The organism is Arthrobacter sp. SW1, assembly GCF_001766675.1.
In the GTDB taxonomy this organism is placed as follows: Bacteria; Actinomycetota; Actinomycetes; order Actinomycetales; family Micrococcaceae; genus Arthrobacter.
In genome coordinates this window covers 148135-165194 of record NZ_MJLT01000023.1, presented here as the reverse complement: position 1 = coordinate 165194, position 17060 = coordinate 148135, and the positions used below count along the sequence as shown (strand labels likewise).

Below are 17060 nucleotides of genomic sequence, written 5' to 3'. Positions count from 1 at the left end.
CAGCCGTGGACGCCGCGGAAATCCTGCCGGATGAACTCCTGGAGCGGATCCGCTCCCGGGCGGCCGGCTACGACCGGGACAATGCCTTCTTCCATGAAGACCTCCGGGAGCTTGCAGAAGCCGGGTACCTGAAGCTTTTCGTGCCCGAGTCCGACGGCGGCCGCGGCCTGGGGCTCGCGGAGGTTGCCATCCTGCAGCGGAGGCTGGCCGGGGCAGCGCCCGCCACCGCGCTCGGGGTGAACATGCACCTGGTGTGGACCGGCGTCGCGCGCGTCCTGCAGGAAAGGGGCGATGGATCGCTGTCCTTCATCCTCAAGGAAGCTGGCGAAGGAGAGGTCTTCGCATTCGCGATCTCCGAGGCCGGCAACGATTCGATGCTTTTCGATTCACGCACCGTTGCCGAGCCCCTTGCGGACGGTGGCTACAGCTTCACTGGCCGGAAGATCTTTACGAGCCTCTCGCCGGCATGGACGCGCCTGGGGACCTTCGGCAAGGACACGACGACCCTCGGCCGCGACGGCGAGCTGGTCTTCGGATTCCTCGACCGCGCGGCCCCGGGGCATTCGACGGTGGAGGACTGGGACACCCTCGGAATGCGGGCCAGCCAATCGAATTCCACCGTGCTGGAGGGCGCTGTGGTGCCGCCGGAACGCATTGTGCGGAAGCTGCCCGTCGGCCCCAACCAGGATCCGCTGATCTTCGCCATCTTCGCCTGCTTCGAAACGCTCCTGGCCTCGGTTTACACCGGTCTCGCGGAGCGTGCCTTCGAGCTGGCGCTCGACGCGGTGAAGCGGCGCACCTCCGCGAAATTCGGAGGCCGGAGTTTCGCGCAGGATCCCGATATCCGCTGGAAGATCGCTGATGCCGCCATGGCGTTGGATACGGTCCAGGCTCAGTTGGCCGGTCTTGCACGTGACGTGGACGCCGGTGCCGAGCACGGAAACCTCTGGTTCGCGAAACTGGTAGGGCTGAAGCTCCGGGCGACGGAGACTGCGCGGACTGTGGTGGACGCGGCGATCCGGGTATCCGGCGGATCCAGCTACTTCAGGAGAGGGGAGTTGGAGCGGCTGTACCGGGATGTGCTGGCCGGAATCTTCCACCCGTCAAACGAGGAATCGGCGCACAACACCGTAGCCAGCGCCTGGCTGGGGCCGCTGGAACGTTGAGCCGGAACGCAAGGCCTGTCCGTCCGGGTGATCAGACAGTGCGGGCGATCAGACAGTGCGTTGGACGGTGAACACCTTGCGCCGCATCCAATAGCGGCGTCCGCCGCCCATGTACAGCACGCTGCGTTCGAGTTCCCACTTGCCATACTCGGAATGTTCGACGAGCCTGCGTCGGGCCTCAGGCAGGGAATCGTCCGGTGCCACTGTCAGTACCAGGTATTCGTACTGCCTTGCATTGTCCCTTTGGCGTTCCACGGAACTGCCGAGAATTTGTTCCCTCATCCCTCTCCATTTTCGTCCTTTTCGGGCTAACGTGAAGTCATGAGCATCGATCCGCGTGTCGCGCTTCAGTCATTGACTGCCGCTTTGGAGGAGCATCTCGTTGCCGCTGCCGCCCGCCGGGGCGAAGGCGATCCCACCGTCGAGGCGGCGTTTTTCGCCGTGGCGGACGCTTTTGAAGTCTACGAAGACGCACTGTACGAGGCTTACGCGGAAGTCACGCCACTGCAGGTCTTCGACGAAGAGGACGACGGCGACGACGAAGAGGATGAGCTGCTCGACGAAGACGAGCTGGAAATCCTCGACCAGTAGCAGTTGCCCGCCTCCGCGCTAAGCGGAGACATCCTCCAGCGCCCGCGCGATTTCGGCGGGCAGTGGCGTCGGCTTGGCATCAAGGAGTTCCTTCAGCTGCACGGCATTCCTCGGGCCGATCACGGCACTCGCCACGCCCGGCCGGTTCAGCAGCCACGCCAGGGAAACATCCAGCGCGGTGCGGCCCAGTCCCTTTGCGGCCATATGGACGGCCTCGACCACGCGTGAGTCGCGCGCCTCCAGGTACTTGCCCACATAGCCGGCCAGGCGGTCTCCGGCTGCCCGCGAATCCGCGGGGATGTGGCCGCGGTACTTCCCGCTCAGCACGCCGCGGCCCAGCGGCGCCCACGCCATGAGCCCGAGCCCTGCGTCCTCGACGGCGGGAAGGAGCTCCGCTTCCGCGCTGCGGTTCAGGAGGGAGTACTCGGACTGGTTGGCCACGATCGGGAAGCCGGCGATCGCCGCGGCCTTGGCGCTTTGCCAGCCGTTGAAGTTGGAGATGCCCACGTAGCGGGCGCGTCCGCTGCGCAGTGCGAGTTCCAGGGCAGAGAGGGTTTCCTCCAGCGGGACATTGCCGTCCCAGCACTGCACGAACCAGATATCGAGGTAGTCGGTGCCCAGCCGCGCGAGGCTGGCGTCCAGGGTGGAAAGCATCGCACCGCGGGAAGCGTCCGGCCGCTGCCGTCCGTCCCGGCTCGATGCTCCGGCCTTGCTCGAAATGACCAGTTCGGAGCGGGACACCACATCGCCCAGCATGGAGCCAAGCATCGCTTCGGCCTCACCGCCGGAATAGGAGGCAGCCGTGTCCACCACGGTGCCCCCGGCACTGACGAAAGCGTGGAGCAGTTCCATGGCGTCATGCTCATCGGTCTCCTGGGCCCAGGACATGGTGCCCAAGGAAAGGACCGAAGCCCTGAGGCCGCTGTTGCCGACATAACGCTGCTGCATGGTGCTAGCTTACGGGCAGTTCGCAGACATCATGACGTAGGGTCTATTCACGTGAACTGGATAGAAGCAGCCCTTCTCGGCCTGGTGCAGGGACTCACCGAATTCCTCCCGATTTCCTCGAGCGCGCATCTTCGGATCGTCGGCGCTTTCCTGCCCAATGCGGCCGACCCGGGCGCCGCCTTCACGGCGATCACGCAGCTGGGCACGGAGACCGCCGTCGTGGTCTTTTTCTGGCGCGACATCGTCCGGATCATCAAGGCCTGGTTCGGCTCGCTGCGCGGCACGGTGGGCCGGGACGATCCGGACGCCCGCATGGGCTGGCTGGTGATCCTGGGCAGCCTGCCGATCGTCCTGCTGGGGCTGCTGTTCCAGGACCAGATCGAATCGGTGTTCCGCAGCATGTGGATCGTGGCCACCATGCTGATCGTCTTCGGCATGATCCTGGCCGTGGCCGATGCCACGGGCAGGCAGGAACGTGACCTCACACAGCTCAGCTACAAGCACGGCATCCTGTACGGCTTCGCCCAGGCCCTTGCCCTGATTCCCGGAGTATCGCGCTCGGGCGGCACCATCACGGCGGGCCTGCTCATGGGCTACACCCGCGAAGCAGCGGCGCGCTACTCCTTTCTCCTGGCCATTCCGGCAGTGTTCGGCAGCGGGCTCTACCAGCTGTACAAGGTGGTCAGCAAGGACGGCATCAGCGGCCCCTACGGGCTTCCCGAAACGGCACTGGCCACCGTCATCGCCTTCGTGGTGGGCTACGTGATCATCGGCTGGTTCCTGAAGTTCGTCTCCACCCGCAGCTACCGCCTGTTCGTCTGGTACCGGATCCTCCTGGGCCTGGCCCTCTACCTGCTTCTCGGTTTCAATGTCATCAGCGCCTAGCACTATCGTGGAGGCTGTGAAATCGTGGACCTCCCGCCCTGTACCCGAGCTTCCCGGCACCATGCCCCAACTGCGGCTGTTCGACACCGCCAGGGACGCCGTCGTCGAGATTCCGGCACGGGCGGAGCAATCCCTGTACGTCTGCGGCATTACGCCCTATGACGCCACCCACATGGGCCATGCCTCAAGCTACGTCGCCTTCGACCTCCTGAACCGCGCCTGGCGCGACGGCGGACAGCGCGTGGCGTACGTGCAGAATGTCACCGACATCGACGACCCCCTGCTTGAGCGCGCCAACGCCACGGGGGTGGACTGGCGCGAACTCGCCGCCAGCCAGATCGAGCTGTTCCACAGCGACATGACGGCCCTGAACGTCCTCGCCCCGGACCACTACATCGGCGCCGTCGAAGCGATCCCGCTGATCGTTCCCGCCATCGAGAAGCTGATTGCGGACGGCCTCGCCTACCGCGTGGACGGCAGCAACGGCGAGCCCGACGGCGATGTCTACTACGACGTCGACGAAGCCGGAAAGCGTTCGGACAGCGAGGACGCCTGGCGGCTCGGCGACGTTTCCGGCCTGAGCGAGGCAGAGATGCTTCCGTTGTTCGCCGAGCGCGGCGGCGACCCCGCACGCCCGGGCAAGCGCAACGTCCTCGATCCGCTCCTTTGGCGGGTGGCCCGCGACGGCGAACCCAGCTGGCCCGGCGCCAGCCTGGGGGAGGGGCGCCCCGGATGGCACATCGAATGTACCGTCATCGCGCGCGAATACCTGCCTGCGCCCTTCACGGTGCAGGGCGGCGGATCGGACCTTGTCTTCCCGCACCACGAGATGGGCGCCGGCCACGCATGGTCCATCGCCGGGGTCCCGCTGGCCCGGCACTACGCTCACGCCGGCATGGTAGGCCTCGACGGCGAGAAGATGAGCAAGTCCCTCGGCAACCTCGTGCTCGTCTCCAAGCTGCGCGCAGCCGGGGAGGAAGCCGCGGCCATCCGCCTGGCCATCCTCGCCAACCACTACCGTGCGGATTGGTCCTGGACCACTGAGGCCTTTGAGGCCGCGAAGGAGCGCCTCGCGCTGTGGCGCGCAGCCCGCGACCTCGCCCCGGCCGGGACCGTTGCGGCACTCCTCGGCCGCATGCGCGCGGAACTCGCAAACGACCTTAACGCACCGGCTGCACTCGCCGCCGTCGACGGCTGGGCCAAGGCGGCCGTGGCCGCCGGCAGCGCGGATGTTTCGGAAACGGACGCCGCGTTGTTCGGCGATGCCGTCGACGCGCTGCTCGGAGTTGAACTCTAGGGAACCGCGCAAAAGCCCTCCCGGAAGATCCGGGAGGGCTTTGCTGTACCTGTGTTTGGCTGTACCCCTGCGCTGTCCAGGGCCCGCCCGGCTAGCCTTTTCCTTTGCCGCGCCGCTTAAGGTACCGCTCAAACTCCTTGGCGATCGATTCGCCTGTGGCTTCCGGGAGGTCGGCGGTGTCCTTGGCTTCCTCCAGCTGCCGGACGTAGGCGGCGATCTCGGGATCATCGGTGGCGAGTTCGTTGACGCCCCGCTCCCAAGCCTCGGCGTCCTCTGCCAGCGACTGGGTATCCAGGGGCAATTGCAACAGGTCCTCGACCTTGTGCAGGATGGCCAACTGGGCCTTTGGAGAAGGCGCCTGCGAAACATAGTGCGGAACCGCCGCCCACAAGGACACCGTGGGGATGCCGGCCAGCATGGCGAACTCGGCCAGTACCCCGACGATGCCCACGGGACCTTCGTACTGGCTGGCCTCCAGGTTCAGCCGCTGGCGCAGCGCATTGTCCTCGGTGGTGGTGCTGACGGGGATAGGCCTGCTGTGCGGGACATCGGCGAGCAACGCGCCAAGCAGCACCACGTAGTCGACTTTGAGCGTTTCGGCATGCACAAGCAACTCCGCGGTGTACGCGCGCCACCGGTAGGAGGGTTCGGTGCCCAGCACCACCACGACGTCCACGTTGCTGTCCGGAACACTCGCCCGGTAGAGGCGGGTGGACGGCCACTTGACCCGGCGTTCGCCGGAGGCGGTCCGGCGCACGGTGGGCCGGGTGAACTGGAAATCGTAGTAGTCGTCGGCATCCACCGTGGCCACCTTCTTGCCCTGCCACAGCTTGTTCAGGTAGCGCAAAGCATCGCTCGCCGCTTCACCGGCGTCGTTCCAGCCTTCAAACGCGGCAAGCATCACGGTGATCCGTTTGCCTTCCTGCGCCGGCTGCAGGAGGTGCTCGGCTTCGCGGGGGGCGTCCTGTCCGTCGCGGGCTCCGTCCAAACTGTTCATTCCCTCACCCTACGTCGAAGCACCCCGGCTGTGCATGGCTTCACACGCCGCCGTGTTCCGGGCGCTCCCGGACGGGCACGTAGACTTGGCCATATGTATGCCTCCCTTTCCCAGCCCTCCCTGAAAGCCGCCCTCTGGGATATGGATGGCACCTTGGTGGACACCGAGCCGTATTGGATCGCCGCCGAGCACGACCTCGTGGAAGCCCACGGCGGGAGTTGGTCCCATGAGCAGGCCATGCAGCTCGTGGGGCAGTCCCTGATGCACTCCGCCGGAATCCTGCAGGACGCCGGCGTGCGGCTGGAAAAGCGCGAGATCATCGATACGTTGAGCGCCCGCGTGATCGAAAGGATCAAGGAAGATGTTCCGTGGCGGCCCGGAGCGCGCGAACTCCTCGACGAGCTCCATGGCGCCGGGGTCCGCTGTGCCCTTGTGACCATGTCCGAAGGCCCCTTGGCCCGGGAAGTCGTGGCCGCGCTCCCCAAGCCCTATTTCGAGTTCCTGGTTACAGGGGACACCGTCAGCCAGGGTAAACCGCATCCGGAGGCGTACCTGACCGCCGTCGAGCGCCTGCGCCTCAGCGATCCGGAGCTGACCATCGACCACTGTGTTGCCTTTGAGGACTCGGTTCCCGGCGTCGCTGCGGCCCTCGCCTCCGGCGTGGTCACCGTGGGAATCCCGCACCAGGTGCCTTTGCCTGATGACATCCGCCGCACGACGTGGAGCACCCTGGCCGGCCGCACGGTCGCCGAGCTCGAACAGCTGGTCCTGGACCGCGCCCGTGCGGCAAGCGGAGTCGCCGCGGCAGGCGTGCTGCTCGAGGGAGCGAACTAAGTGGCCGGCGGCGGACCCGCACACCACAACGCACAGGGTCACAGTGCACAGGGAAGCGGCAGGGAAGGCATCCCCTTGGGGAGGATCGCGGGAGTTCCGGTCTACCTGGCCTATTCCTGGTTCCTCATTGCGGCCTTCACTGTCATCACGCAGGGTCCGGCCCTGCAGTTCAGCACTCCCGGGCTGGGAATGGGCGCCTACTTTGTTGCCTTCGCCTACGCGCTGCTGCTGGCGCTTTCCGTGCTGGTCCACGAACTTGCCCACGCCCTGACGGCCCGGGTCTTCGGCTGGCCGACGGAAAAGATCGTGCTGAACCTGTGGGGCGGCCACACCCAGTTCGAAAGCTTTACTGCCTCTCCGGGGCGGTCGGTGGTCGTTGCCCTGGCCGGCCCCTTTGCGAACATCGTCCTCGCGGCGGCGGCGTGGCCCCTCGTCACGGGCCAGGTCTTTTCGGGAGTGGCGGAGCTCCTGGCCAACATCTTCATGTGGTCGAACTTCCTGATCGGCATTTTCAATGTCCTTCCGGGCCTGCCCCTGGACGGCGGCCGCCTGGTCGAATCGGCCGTCTGGAAAGTGACGGGCAGCCAGGAAAAGGGCACCATCGCCGCCGGCTGGTCCGGCCGCATCATCGTCGTGGCGCTGGTCCTGTGGTTCATCGTGCTGCCATGGCTGCGCGGCGGCTCACCGGATTTCCAGCTGGCCATCGTCACCCTCCTCGTCTGCGGCTTCCTCTGGATGGGCGCGTCGGCGGCCATCAACCACGCGGCCATGCGCAGCCGCCTGCGGTTGGTCAACGCGGGCGCCCTGGCCGAGCCCGCCATCGGCATCCCGGATACTGCCAGCGTGGCAGATGCCTTGCGGCTGTCACCGGAAGGCCGTCCCGCCGTCGTCGTCCAGGATGCCGAGCGGCGCCCCCGCGCCTGGGTGGTTCCTTCTTCGGCGGTGGCGGTGCCGCACGCGCAGCAGGAGTCGACGCCGGTCACGGCGGTGGCTGCTGCCCTCGCGCCCGGCGCCTATGTTCCGTGGAGCGCCGGCGGCCAGGAACTCATCCAGTACCTGGCCCGCCTGGACGGCGGGGAATACGCGGTGATCGACGATGCCGGAACCGTCACCGGGCTGCTGCGGCAGCAGACGGTGGTGAGGGCCATTACAGGCAAAGATCCCCGGCGGAACGGGCGCGCCTGACGCCTTCCCGGTAGAGTTACCTGCCGGCCCATGAATCACACCGGACGTCGCCGCGCACCGCGGCTGCTGTCCACGGCCCAGCCTGACAAGAGCGAGGAATACATCCATGAGCAGCGAAACCGCCGCCAGCAACAGCACTGTGGAGAACGGCGCGGACACTTCTGCACGCCAGGCGACGGGAGCCGCGCGCCGGCGCGGGCCGTTCCGTGTGGGAGAGCGTGTGCAGCTCACGGATGAACGCGGCCGGATGAACACCATCACCCTCGAAGAGGGCGGTGCGTTCCACACGCATCGCGGCTACCTGAACCATGACGAGATCATCGGCAAGGTGGACGGCTCGGTGGTGGAGAACAATATCGGCCAGCAGTACCAGACGCTGCGTCCGCTGCTGTCGGACTTCGTGCTCTCCATGCCGCGCGGCGCTGCGGTGGTGTATCCCAAGGATGCCGGCCAGATTGTCACCATGGCCGATATCTTCCCGGGTGCCCGCGTGGTCGAGGCCGGCGTGGGTTCCGGCGCACTCTCCATTTCGCTGCTGCGCGCGGTGGGCGACGCCGGCTACCTGCACTCCTTCGAACGCCGCCAGGAATTCGCCGATATTGCCCGCGGCAACGTCGAAACCATCTTCGGCGGCCCGCACCCCGCCTGGAAGATTTCCCTGGGCGACTTCCAGGAAGAAGTTGTCCGCAGCGAGGAGCCCGGTTCGGTGGACCGCGTGGTGCTGGACATGCTTGCGCCGTGGGAATGCCTCGACGCCGTTGCCACCGTCCTGGCCCCGGGTGGTGTCTGGATCAACTACGTCGCCACCGTGACGCAGCTTTCCCGCACTGCCGAGGCCATCCGTGCCGACGGACGCTTCACGGAGCCCGACGCCTGGGAATCCATGGTCCGGGGCTGGCACCTCGAAGGCCTCGCCGTGCGTCCGGACCACCGCATGGTGGCCCACACCGGCTTCCTGCTCGTCACCCGCAGGCTGGCCGACGGCGTCACCGGAATTTCCTTGAAGCGGCGCCCCTCGAAGACCGAATTCAGCGAGGAAGACCTGAACGCCTGGACCCCCGGAGCCGTGGGCGAACGCGCCGTATCGGACAAGAAGCTCCGCCGCGCCGCACGGGACGCCATCGCCGGCACCAACGTCAAGGATGCGCCTGCCCGGGAGGGCTAGCCAAGATCACAAACTGGTCCGCATTCCGGATGTCAGAGCCTTCCCGGCCCGTTTCGGGGCTAAGGTCTATTTATAGACGCAGGAAGGGGCTGATGCTTCGTGGATACCACGAACAACGATTTCGGACTGACACCGGAAGAGTCCTCCGCAAAAGCGGAAGGCGCAGTGGAACGGGGACTGTCCGCAGTCGGACCGAAGCAAGGCGAAGGCGATCTGACGGTCGCCGAGCGGCAGATCAACATCCTTCGAGACAAGCTCCGGCACATTGACAGGCAGCTTGCGGCGGCAACCCAGAACAACAGCAAGCTCGTCACCATGCTGGAGACCGCCAAGGCGGAAATTGTCCGACTGAAGAGCGCCTTGGAGCAGGACGGCCAGCCGCCGTACAGCTTCGGCACCGTGCTGCAGATCAACCCGCGCCGGCAGGCAAACGCCGGCAATTCCGGCCAGGCAGCCACCGAAGAGTCCGTGGACATCTTCAACGCAGGCCGGAAGATGCGCGTCGGCATCAGCCCCCTGGTCAACCTCAACCAGCTTGCTGTGGGGCAGGAAGTCCTGCTGAACGAGGCCCTGATGGTGGTCATGGCTCTTGGCTACGAACGGGCCGGTGAACTGGTCACCCTGAAGGAAATGCTGGGCCATGACCGCGCCTTGGTGGTCGGCCGGGCCGACGAGGAACGGGTGGTCCGGCTGTCCGGCGCCCTGCAGCGTGAGTCCCTGCGGGTCGGGGATGCACTGTCCCTGGACTCCCGTACCGGCTATGTCCTCGAGAAGGTGCCGCGCGCCGAAGTCGAAAACCTCGTCCTGGAGGAAGTCCCGGACATCACCTACGAAGACATCGGTGGCCTGGGTCCGCAGATCGAACAGATCCGGGACGCCGTCGAACTTCCCTTCCTGCACCCGGACCTCTACCGCGAGCACGGGCTGAAGGCTCCCAAGGGCATCCTGCTGTACGGCCCGCCCGGCTGCGGCAAGACGCTTATTGCCAAGGCGGTGGCCCACTCCCTCGCGGAGCGAGCCACTGAGCGCGCCGGCAATTCGGACCTGAAGAGCTACTTCCTCAACATCAAGGGCCCGGAACTGCTGGACAAGTATGTCGGCGAAACCGAACGGCACATCCGGCTGATCTTTGCCCGGGCCCGCGAGAAGGCCTCGGACGGCAGCCCCGTGGTGGTTTTCTTCGACGAGATGGACTCACTGTTCCGCACCCGCGGCACCGGCGTGTCCTCCGACGTCGAAACCACCATCGTGCCGCAGTTGCTGAGTGAGATCGACGGCGTAGAACGGCTGGACAACGTGATCGTCATCGGCGCCTCCAACCGTGAAGACATGATCGACCCCGCCATCCTGCGCCCGGGACGCCTGGACGTGAAGGTGAAGATCCAGCGCCCGGACGCCGAGGCCGCGGCGGACATCTTCGCCAAGTACATCACCACGGACCTGCCGTTCCATCCGAACGACCTCGCCGAACACCACGGCGACGTTCAGTCCACCGTGGACGCGATGATCCAGCGCACGGTCGAGGCCATGTACTCCACCGAGAAGTCCAACGAGTACCTCGAGGTCACGTACGCCAACGGCGACACCGAGATGCTGTACTTCAAGGACTTCAACTCGGGCGCCGTCATCCAGAACGTGGTGGACCGGGCCAAGAAGTACGCCATCAAGGACCTCCTGACGAACAACCAGAAGGGCCTGCGGATCGACCACCTGCTGCGCGCCGTCGTCGACGAATTCCGCGAGCACGAGGACATGCCCAACACCACCAACCCGGATGACTGGGCACGGATCTCCGGGAAGAAGGGCGAACGCATCACTTATATCCGCACCATTGTCCAGGGCAAGGCCGGCCAGGAGCCCGGGAAGTCGATCGAGACGACTCCGAACACCGGCCAGTACCTGTGACGCCGGGAAGCGAGGCCCTCGCCGGCACGGAACTGCCGGCCGGCGGGGCCATGCGGGTCATGGGGTCCGAAACCGAGTACGGGATCCACGCACCCTCGGCACCGGGCGCCAACGCCACCATGATGTCGGCACGCGTCATCCAGGCGTACGCCCAGATCACGCGGCAGAAGACGGCCGGGGGAGCGGAGACCCGTTGGGACTACACCGATGAGGAACCGCTCCACGACGCGCGCGGTTGGACCCTGGAACGCAGCCAGGCGGATCCCAGCCAACTGACCGACCAGCCGCCGGTGCTCGACGCCGAGGCCGTCGCCTTGGCGTACGGCCGGCAGGACCTTGAAGCGGATGGGCAGGACGAAACCGGCTCGCTGTTGATGAACATGGTGCTCGGCAACGGCGCGCGGCTCTACGTGGACCACGCGCATCCGGAGTACTCGAGCCCCGAAGTGACCAACCCGCGTGCCGCCGTCACCTGGGATGCCGCCGGAGACCTTGTGGCCCTGGGTGCCGTTCGGAAGCTGGCTTCAGATCCCGAGCTTCCGCCCATCAACCTGTACAAGAACAACACGGACAACAAGTCGGTGTCCTACGGCTCGCACGAAAACTACCTGATGCCGCGTTCGGTGCCTTTCGGCGATATTGTCCGCGGACTCACGCCGTTCTTCGTCACCAGGCAGGTCATCTGCGGTGCGGGCCGGGTGGGCCTGGGCCAGGACGGATCACGGCCCGGCTACCAGATCAGCCAGCGTGCGGACTTCTTTGAGGCCGAAGTCGGCCTGGAAACAACCATTCGCCGGCCGATCATCAACACCCGCGACGAACCGCATGCCACCGCGGACAAATACCGTCGCCTGCATGTCATCATCGGCGACGCCAACCTCAGCCAGGTATCCAACTACCTCAAGTTCGGCACCACGGCCATGGTGTTGAGCCTGATCGAAGCCGGCCAGGCACCACGGATCGAAGTCCACGAGCCCGTGGCGGCGCTCCAGGACGTCAGCCATGACACGTCGCTGAGCGGCACCTTGCGCCTGCTGGACGGCAGGCGGGTCACCGCGCTCGACATCCAATGGATGTATTACGAAGCCGCGGCGAAGCTCGCGCTGGAAACCGGCGTCTCCGATGCGCACAGCGGGGACGGCCACACCAGGGAGGTCCTGGAACGCTGGGAATTGGTCCTGACGCAGCTGGGCAGCGACCCGTCGGCGGCCGCGTCGTCCGTGGAATGGATCGCAAAGCGGGCGCTGCTTGACGGCTACCGGAACCGCGACAACCTTGAATGGGGTGACGCGCGCCTGGGACTCGTGGACCTGCAGTGGTCCGATATCAGGCCCGAGAAGGGGCTGTACTACAGGATGCTCGCCCGCGAGCGGATGCAGCGGTTAGTGGACGACGCCGCCATCGCACGCGCCGTCGTCGAGCCACCTTCCGATACGCGCGCCTATTTCCGCGGAAAATGCGTGTCGACTTTCGGCAAGCAGGTGGTCGGGGCCAGCTGGGACTCGGTGATTTTCGACGTACCCGGCATCGGGAAACTGCAACGGGTGCCCACACGGGAGCCGTTGCGGGGCACCGAGTCGCTCACCGGCGAGCTCTTCCGCAAACACGACACTGCCGCGGCGTTCCTTGGCGAACTGCTCGGTCCGCCGCCGGGGCCAAAGGCCTGAACGGAGGCCTGTTGCAGAGGCCCCCGGCACGCTGGGAAACACCCGCCGGAAAACAGCGGCGGGACCGCCCGCAGCGTGGCAGTATGGCAATACAGGGAGTCCCCGGCTGTTCCATCAGGAGCAGCCGCCACGGGGCAAAGAGAATGGAGAAGGGTCATGGCAGCCCAGGAACAACAACAGCCGCAGTCCCGCGATACCGAGATCGAGGACGAGGTACCCGAGGCACCTCCCGCCGTGCCGGAAGCCCAGGCGTCCGCAGCGACGCAGGGCGTGGATGACCTGCTCGACGAAATCGACGGCGTGCTTGAATCCAACGCCGAAGAATTCGTCAGGGCTTTCGTCCAAAAGGGCGGCCAATAACGAAAGGCCCCCGCCAACCGCCCGGTCCGCGCCGGGCCCGGATGTCACCGTCGAAGGAGCGCAGCAGTGCACGAGCTAACGGCCGGCTTCCCGGCCTCCCAGGCAACGTCGTCATTCACCGAGTATCTGCAGCGCTCAAGACCTGAACTCCTGCCCGGCAGCCAGGCGCTTCCTGCGGGGCAGCTTCCACAAGCCCCGCATGCCACCACCATCGTTGCCCTGGCGTATCCGGGCGGTGTCCTGATGGCGGGAGACCGGCGGGCCACGATGGGCAACATCATCGCCAGCCGGCACATCGAAAAGGTTTTCCCGGCCGATAGCTACTCGGTGCTGGGCATCGCGGGTACCGCAGGCCTGGCCATCGACATCACCAAGCTCTTCCAGGTGGAACTGGAGCACTACGAGAAGATCGAAGGCACCCTGCTCAGCCTGGACGGCAAGGCGAACCGCTTAGGCGCCATGATCCGCAGCAACCTGCCGATGGCGATGCAGGGCATGGCGGTGGTTCCGCTGTTTGCCGGTTTCGACCAGGTGGCCCAGGTGGGGCGGCTGTTTTCCTACGACGTCACCGGCGGCCGCTACGAGGAGCAGGAGCACCACTCAGTCGGCTCCGGTTCGGTGTTCGCGCGTGGCGCGCTCAAGAAGCTGTGGCGCCCCAACCTGTCCGAGAGCGAAGCCGTTGCGGTCGCCGTCGAGGCCCTTTACGACGCGGCCGACGACGACTCCGCCACGGGCGGTCCGGATCCGGTCAGGCAGCTGTGGCCGGTGGTGTACACCGTGAACCGCGCGGGCGCCCGCAGGGTGTCCGAACGGGAACTCGCCGAAGTCGCGGGCCGGATTGCCAGCTCCCGCACCATCGAAGGACGGGAGGCCTGACATGACCCAGCAGTTCTACGTTTCGCCTGAGCAACTGATGAAGGACCGCGCGGATTTCGCGCGGAAAGGCATCGCCCGTGGCCGTTCGGTGGTGGTGATCAGCTGCGCCGACGGGATCGCCCTCGTTGCCGAGAACCCCTCGCCGTCCCTGCACAAGCTCGGCGAGATCTACGACAAGATCGCGTTCGCCGCCGTCGGCAAATACAACGAATTCGAAAGCTTGCGGCAGGCCGGCGTGCGCTACGCCGATGTCCGCGGTTACTCCTACGACCGCGAGGACGTCACGGCCCGCGGCCTGGCCAGCGTGTACGCGCAAAGCCTGGGTGCGGTCTTCACTGCCGAGCAGAAGCCTTTCGAGGTCGAGCTGGCCGTGGCAGAAGTGGGCCGGGACCAGGCGTCCGACCACCTGTACCGGCTGACTTTCGACGGTTCCATTGCCGACGTCAACGGATTCGTGGCCATGGGTGGCCTGGCTGAGCAGGTCTCCGAAGCGCTCGAGGCCGGTTGGAGTGCCGAGCTCAGCCTCGCGGCCACGCTCCGCCTGGCCGTAAAGGCCCTTGCAGCGGACAAGGAAACCGATGCCCTTCCGGGAACGGCCGTCGAGGCAGCCGTGCTGGACCGCAATTCCGAGAGCGCCCGCGGTTCCCGCCGGGCCTTCCGACGGCTCTCGTCCGACGACATTACGCAGCTGCTGGAAGGGGAGGCCTGAGATGGACAAGCGCATATTCGGCATCGAAACCGAGTTCGGGATCTCCTACTCGAGCCCCGATTCGCGGCCCTTGGCACCGGAGGAGGTGGCCCGCTACCTGTTCCGGAAGGTCGTGAGCTGGGGCCGCTCCTCCAACGTCTTCCTCACCAACGGTTCGCGGCTCTATCTCGACGTCGGGTCCCACCCCGAGTACGCGACGGCCGAATGCGACGACCTTGCCCAGCTCATCGCCCACGACCGGGCGGGGGAGCTGATCCTCGATGACCTGGTCGACGAAGCCCAGGGGCGGCTGGCTGCCGAAGGTTTCAACGGAACGGTCTACCTTTTCAAGAACAACACGGACTCCGCGGGCAACTCTTACGGGAGCCATGAGAACTACCTGATCCCGCGGCGCGGGGAATTTTCCCGGCTTGCCGAAATCCTCATCCCGTTCCTCGTGACCCGGCAGCTGATCGCCGGAGCAGGCAAGGTCCTCAAGACGCCACACGGAGCCACCTTCGCCTTCTCGCAGCGTGCCGACCACATCTGGGAGGGAGTATCGTCCGCGACCACACGGTCGCGGCCAATCATCAACACCCGCGACGAGCCGCATGCGGACGCCGAGTTCTTCCGCCGGCTGCACGTGATCGTGGGCGACTCCAACATGTCCGAAACCACTGCGCTGCTGAAGGTCGGCACCGTGGACCTGCTGTTGCGGATGATCGAGGCCGGAGTCATCATGCGGGACATGCGCATGGAAAACCCGATCCGGAGCATCCGGGAGATCTCCCATGACCTCAGCGGCCAGGCCCTCATCCGGCTCGCTAACGGACGCCAGCTGACAGCACTCGAAATCCAGCGTGAGTACCTCGACAAGGTCACGGAATTCGTGGAGGCCAACGGCGCGCATAATCCCCACGTCCCTGTGATCCTCGACCTGTGGGAACGCACGCTCGACGCCATCGAAAGCGGAAACACCTCCTCCATCGACACCGAAGTGGACTGGGCCATCAAGAAGAAACTGATGGACGGCTACATGGCCAAGAACGGCATCGGCCTCGATTCGCCGCGCATCGCGCAACTGGACCTCACATACCACGACATTTCCCGGCAACGGGGCTTGTTCTACCTGCTGCAGTCGCGCGGCGCAGCCAAGAGACTGCTGGCGGAGACCGACATCAAGGACGCCGTGGATATGCCGCCGCAAAGCACGCGTGCCAAGCTGCGCGGTGATTTCGTCCGCCGGGCACAGGAACTCGGCCGCGACTACACCGTGGACTGGGTGCACTTGAAGCTCAACGACCGCGCCCACCAGACGATCCTCTGCAAGGACCCCTTCCGGAGCGTCGATGAACGGGTGGACGCATTGCTGGATTCAATGAGCTGACTCCCAGCTTTTGCCGCTACTCTGGAATCTGGCCATTTCCAGGTCAACTCAAGCGTGCCCGGCCACAGTGCCGGCACGTGTCCCAGAGCCCCTGACGAAAGTTCCGCTTGTGCGCCGACTCCTAGCAATACTGGTCCCTGGCCTCCTCCTGCTGCTCACCGCCTGCGGCGGCGGCAACTCCGCCGCCCCCGAACCGAGCAGCCAGTCTGCCGGGGACGTGGCAAAGTTCGACACCCTGAAGATCACCGACAACGGCGACAAGAAGGCACCGGGCCTGGATTTCCCCAAGCCCTTCGAAGTCACCGAACCCACGGTCAAGGCCGTCACCGAAGGTAACGGAGACCGCATCCGCGCCGGACAGATCGTCGAGATGTCCTATGTGGCGGTGGACGGAAAGACCGGCAAGACCCTCGAAGACACCTATCCGTCCGGCCCGCAGCCGATCGAACTCAACGATGAACTCAAGCAGGGCAGTTCCCTGATCTACAACGTCGTGGTCGGCGCAAAGGTCGGTTCCCAGGTGGCTTTCGCCGCCCCGGGCAAGGCCGCAAGCGAAGGGGCGGAAGCCGGCTCCAGCCAGCTGGTCGTGTTCAAGCTCCTCTCTGTCAAGGATGCGCCGAAGGTCCTCGACAAGCCCGAGGGCGACGCCGTAACCCCGCCCGCAGGCCTGCCCACGGTCAAGGTGAATGACAAAGGCATTCCGGAGATTTCCGTAGAGGGCGTCAAGGCCCCCAAGGAACTCATTGCCCAGGACCTGATCAAGGGCAAGGGCGCCGTGGTGAAGGAGAGCGACACGCTGACCGTCAACTACGTCGGCGTCACCTTGGCCGGCGGAAAGAAGTTCGACTCCAGCTTCGATGACAGCTTCGGGCACAAGGGCGTGGCGACTTTCCCGCTCAGCAACGTCATCAAGGGCTGGACCAAGGGCCTTGCCGGTAAGACCGTAGGCTCCCGCGTGCTGCTCGTGATTCCGAAAGACCTGGCCTACGGCGATTCCGGACAGGGTGATGCCAAGGGTGACCTCGTCTTCGTCGTCGACATCCTCGGCGCCCAGTAGCCCGGCAACAGCCAGCCACCAAACCAAGAACCACATCACTCCAAGAACACAC

General features: G+C 65.7%; 17 protein-coding genes. 14 read left to right on the top strand and 3 right to left on the bottom strand.

Annotation, left to right across the window (positions count from 1 at the left end; translation table 11 throughout):
* The first annotated feature begins 5 nt into the window (after nt 1-5).
* Nucleotides 6-1166: an acyl-CoA dehydrogenase family protein gene (locus BIU82_RS10785; protein ID WP_070349472.1), complete on the top strand. Its 1161-nt coding sequence runs from the start codon at nt 6-8 to the stop codon at nt 1164-1166.
* Between the two features lie 48 nt (nt 1167-1214).
* Here the strand turns inward: BIU82_RS10785 and BIU82_RS10780 are convergent, their stop codons facing one another.
* Nucleotides 1215-1448 carry a DUF5703 family protein gene (locus tag BIU82_RS10780; RefSeq protein ID WP_070349471.1) on the bottom strand — a complete coding sequence of 78 codons (234 nt, stop codon included), beginning with the start codon at nt 1446-1448 and terminating at the stop codon, nt 1215-1217.
* A 39-nt stretch (nt 1449-1487) separates the two neighbouring features.
* On the opposite strand from BIU82_RS10780, the gene BIU82_RS10775 reads away from it, so the two are divergent.
* On the top strand, nt 1488-1757 hold the full coding sequence (locus BIU82_RS10775) for a hypothetical protein (protein ID WP_070349470.1): 270 nt from the start codon (nt 1488-1490) through the stop codon (nt 1755-1757).
* Between the two features lie 18 nt (nt 1758-1775).
* Here BIU82_RS10775 and BIU82_RS10770 read toward each other — a convergent pair whose 3' ends face one another.
* A complete protein-coding gene (locus BIU82_RS10770) occupies nt 1776-2705 on the bottom strand; it encodes an aldo/keto reductase (protein WP_070349469.1) in 930 nt (309 codons plus the stop codon).
* A gap of 51 nt (nt 2706-2756) precedes the next feature.
* Here BIU82_RS10770 and BIU82_RS10765 point away from each other — a divergent pair, with 51 nt between their 5' ends.
* Together BIU82_RS10765 and mshC are read left to right on the top strand one after the other, a co-directional pair.
* On the top strand, nt 2757-3590 hold the full coding sequence (locus tag BIU82_RS10765) for an undecaprenyl-diphosphate phosphatase (RefSeq protein WP_070349468.1): 834 nt from the start codon (nt 2757-2759) through the stop codon (nt 3588-3590).
* Nucleotides 3591-3606: 16 nt separating this feature from the next.
* On the top strand, nt 3607-4887 hold the full coding sequence (gene mshC, locus BIU82_RS10760) for a cysteine--1-D-myo-inosityl 2-amino-2-deoxy-alpha-D-glucopyranoside ligase (protein WP_070349467.1): 1281 nt from the start codon (nt 3607-3609) through the stop codon (nt 4885-4887).
* 91 nt (nt 4888-4978) lie between these two features.
* On the opposite strand, the gene BIU82_RS10755 is transcribed toward mshC, so the two are convergent.
* The gene (locus tag BIU82_RS10755) at nt 4979-5884 is read right to left on the bottom strand and encodes a PAC2 family protein (protein WP_070349466.1); all 906 of its coding nucleotides are present in this window, start codon (nt 5882-5884) and stop codon (nt 4979-4981) included.
* Nucleotides 5885-5977: 93 nt separating this feature from the next.
* Between BIU82_RS10755 and BIU82_RS10750 the strand changes: the two genes are divergently transcribed.
* The 10 genes from BIU82_RS10750 (at nt 5978) to BIU82_RS10705 (ending at nt 17008) form a co-directional block, all read left to right on the top strand.
* Nucleotides 5978-6718: an HAD family phosphatase gene (locus BIU82_RS10750; protein WP_083292286.1), complete on the top strand. Its 741-nt coding sequence runs from the start codon at nt 5978-5980 to the stop codon at nt 6716-6718.
* A 75-nt stretch (nt 6719-6793) separates the two neighbouring features.
* Nucleotides 6794-7903, top strand: a complete 1110-nt coding sequence (locus BIU82_RS10745; RefSeq protein WP_253182745.1) for a site-2 protease family protein — start codon at nt 6794-6796, stop codon at nt 7901-7903.
* Nucleotides 7904-8009: 106 nt separating this feature from the next.
* Nucleotides 8010-9068 (top strand): tRNA (adenine-N1)-methyltransferase, encoded by a 1059-nt coding sequence (locus tag BIU82_RS10740; protein ID WP_070349463.1) that lies wholly within the window; start codon nt 8010-8012, stop codon nt 9066-9068.
* A gap of 99 nt (nt 9069-9167) precedes the next feature.
* Complete coding sequence (arc, locus tag BIU82_RS10735) at nt 9168-10973, top strand: proteasome ATPase (protein WP_171906533.1); 1806 nt, start codon at nt 9168-9170, stop codon at nt 10971-10973.
* A 50-nt stretch (nt 10974-11023) separates the two neighbouring features.
* On the top strand, nt 11024-12640 hold the full coding sequence (dop, locus tag BIU82_RS10730) for a depupylase/deamidase Dop (protein WP_070349638.1): 1617 nt from the start codon (nt 11024-11026) through the stop codon (nt 12638-12640).
* A gap of 156 nt (nt 12641-12796) precedes the next feature.
* The gene (locus tag BIU82_RS10725) at nt 12797-13000 is read left to right on the top strand and encodes a ubiquitin-like protein Pup (protein WP_070349462.1); all 204 of its coding nucleotides are present in this window, start codon (nt 12797-12799) and stop codon (nt 12998-13000) included.
* Nucleotides 13001-13066: 66 nt separating this feature from the next.
* On the top strand, nt 13067-13876 hold the full coding sequence (gene prcB, locus BIU82_RS10720; protein WP_070349461.1) for a proteasome subunit beta: 810 nt from the start codon (nt 13067-13069) through the stop codon (nt 13874-13876).
* A 1-nt stretch (nt 13877) separates the two neighbouring features.
* Nucleotides 13878-14585 (top strand): proteasome subunit alpha, encoded by a 708-nt coding sequence (gene prcA, locus BIU82_RS10715; protein WP_070349460.1) that lies wholly within the window; start codon nt 13878-13880, stop codon nt 14583-14585.
* 1 nt (nt 14586) lies between these two features.
* The gene (gene pafA, locus BIU82_RS10710) at nt 14587-15951 is read left to right on the top strand and encodes a Pup--protein ligase (RefSeq protein ID WP_070349459.1); all 1365 of its coding nucleotides are present in this window, start codon (nt 14587-14589) and stop codon (nt 15949-15951) included.
* 109 nt (nt 15952-16060) lie between these two features.
* On the top strand, nt 16061-17008 hold the full coding sequence (locus tag BIU82_RS10705; protein WP_070349458.1) for an FKBP-type peptidyl-prolyl cis-trans isomerase: 948 nt from the start codon (nt 16061-16063) through the stop codon (nt 17006-17008).
* Nucleotides 17009-17060 lie beyond the last annotated feature (52 nt).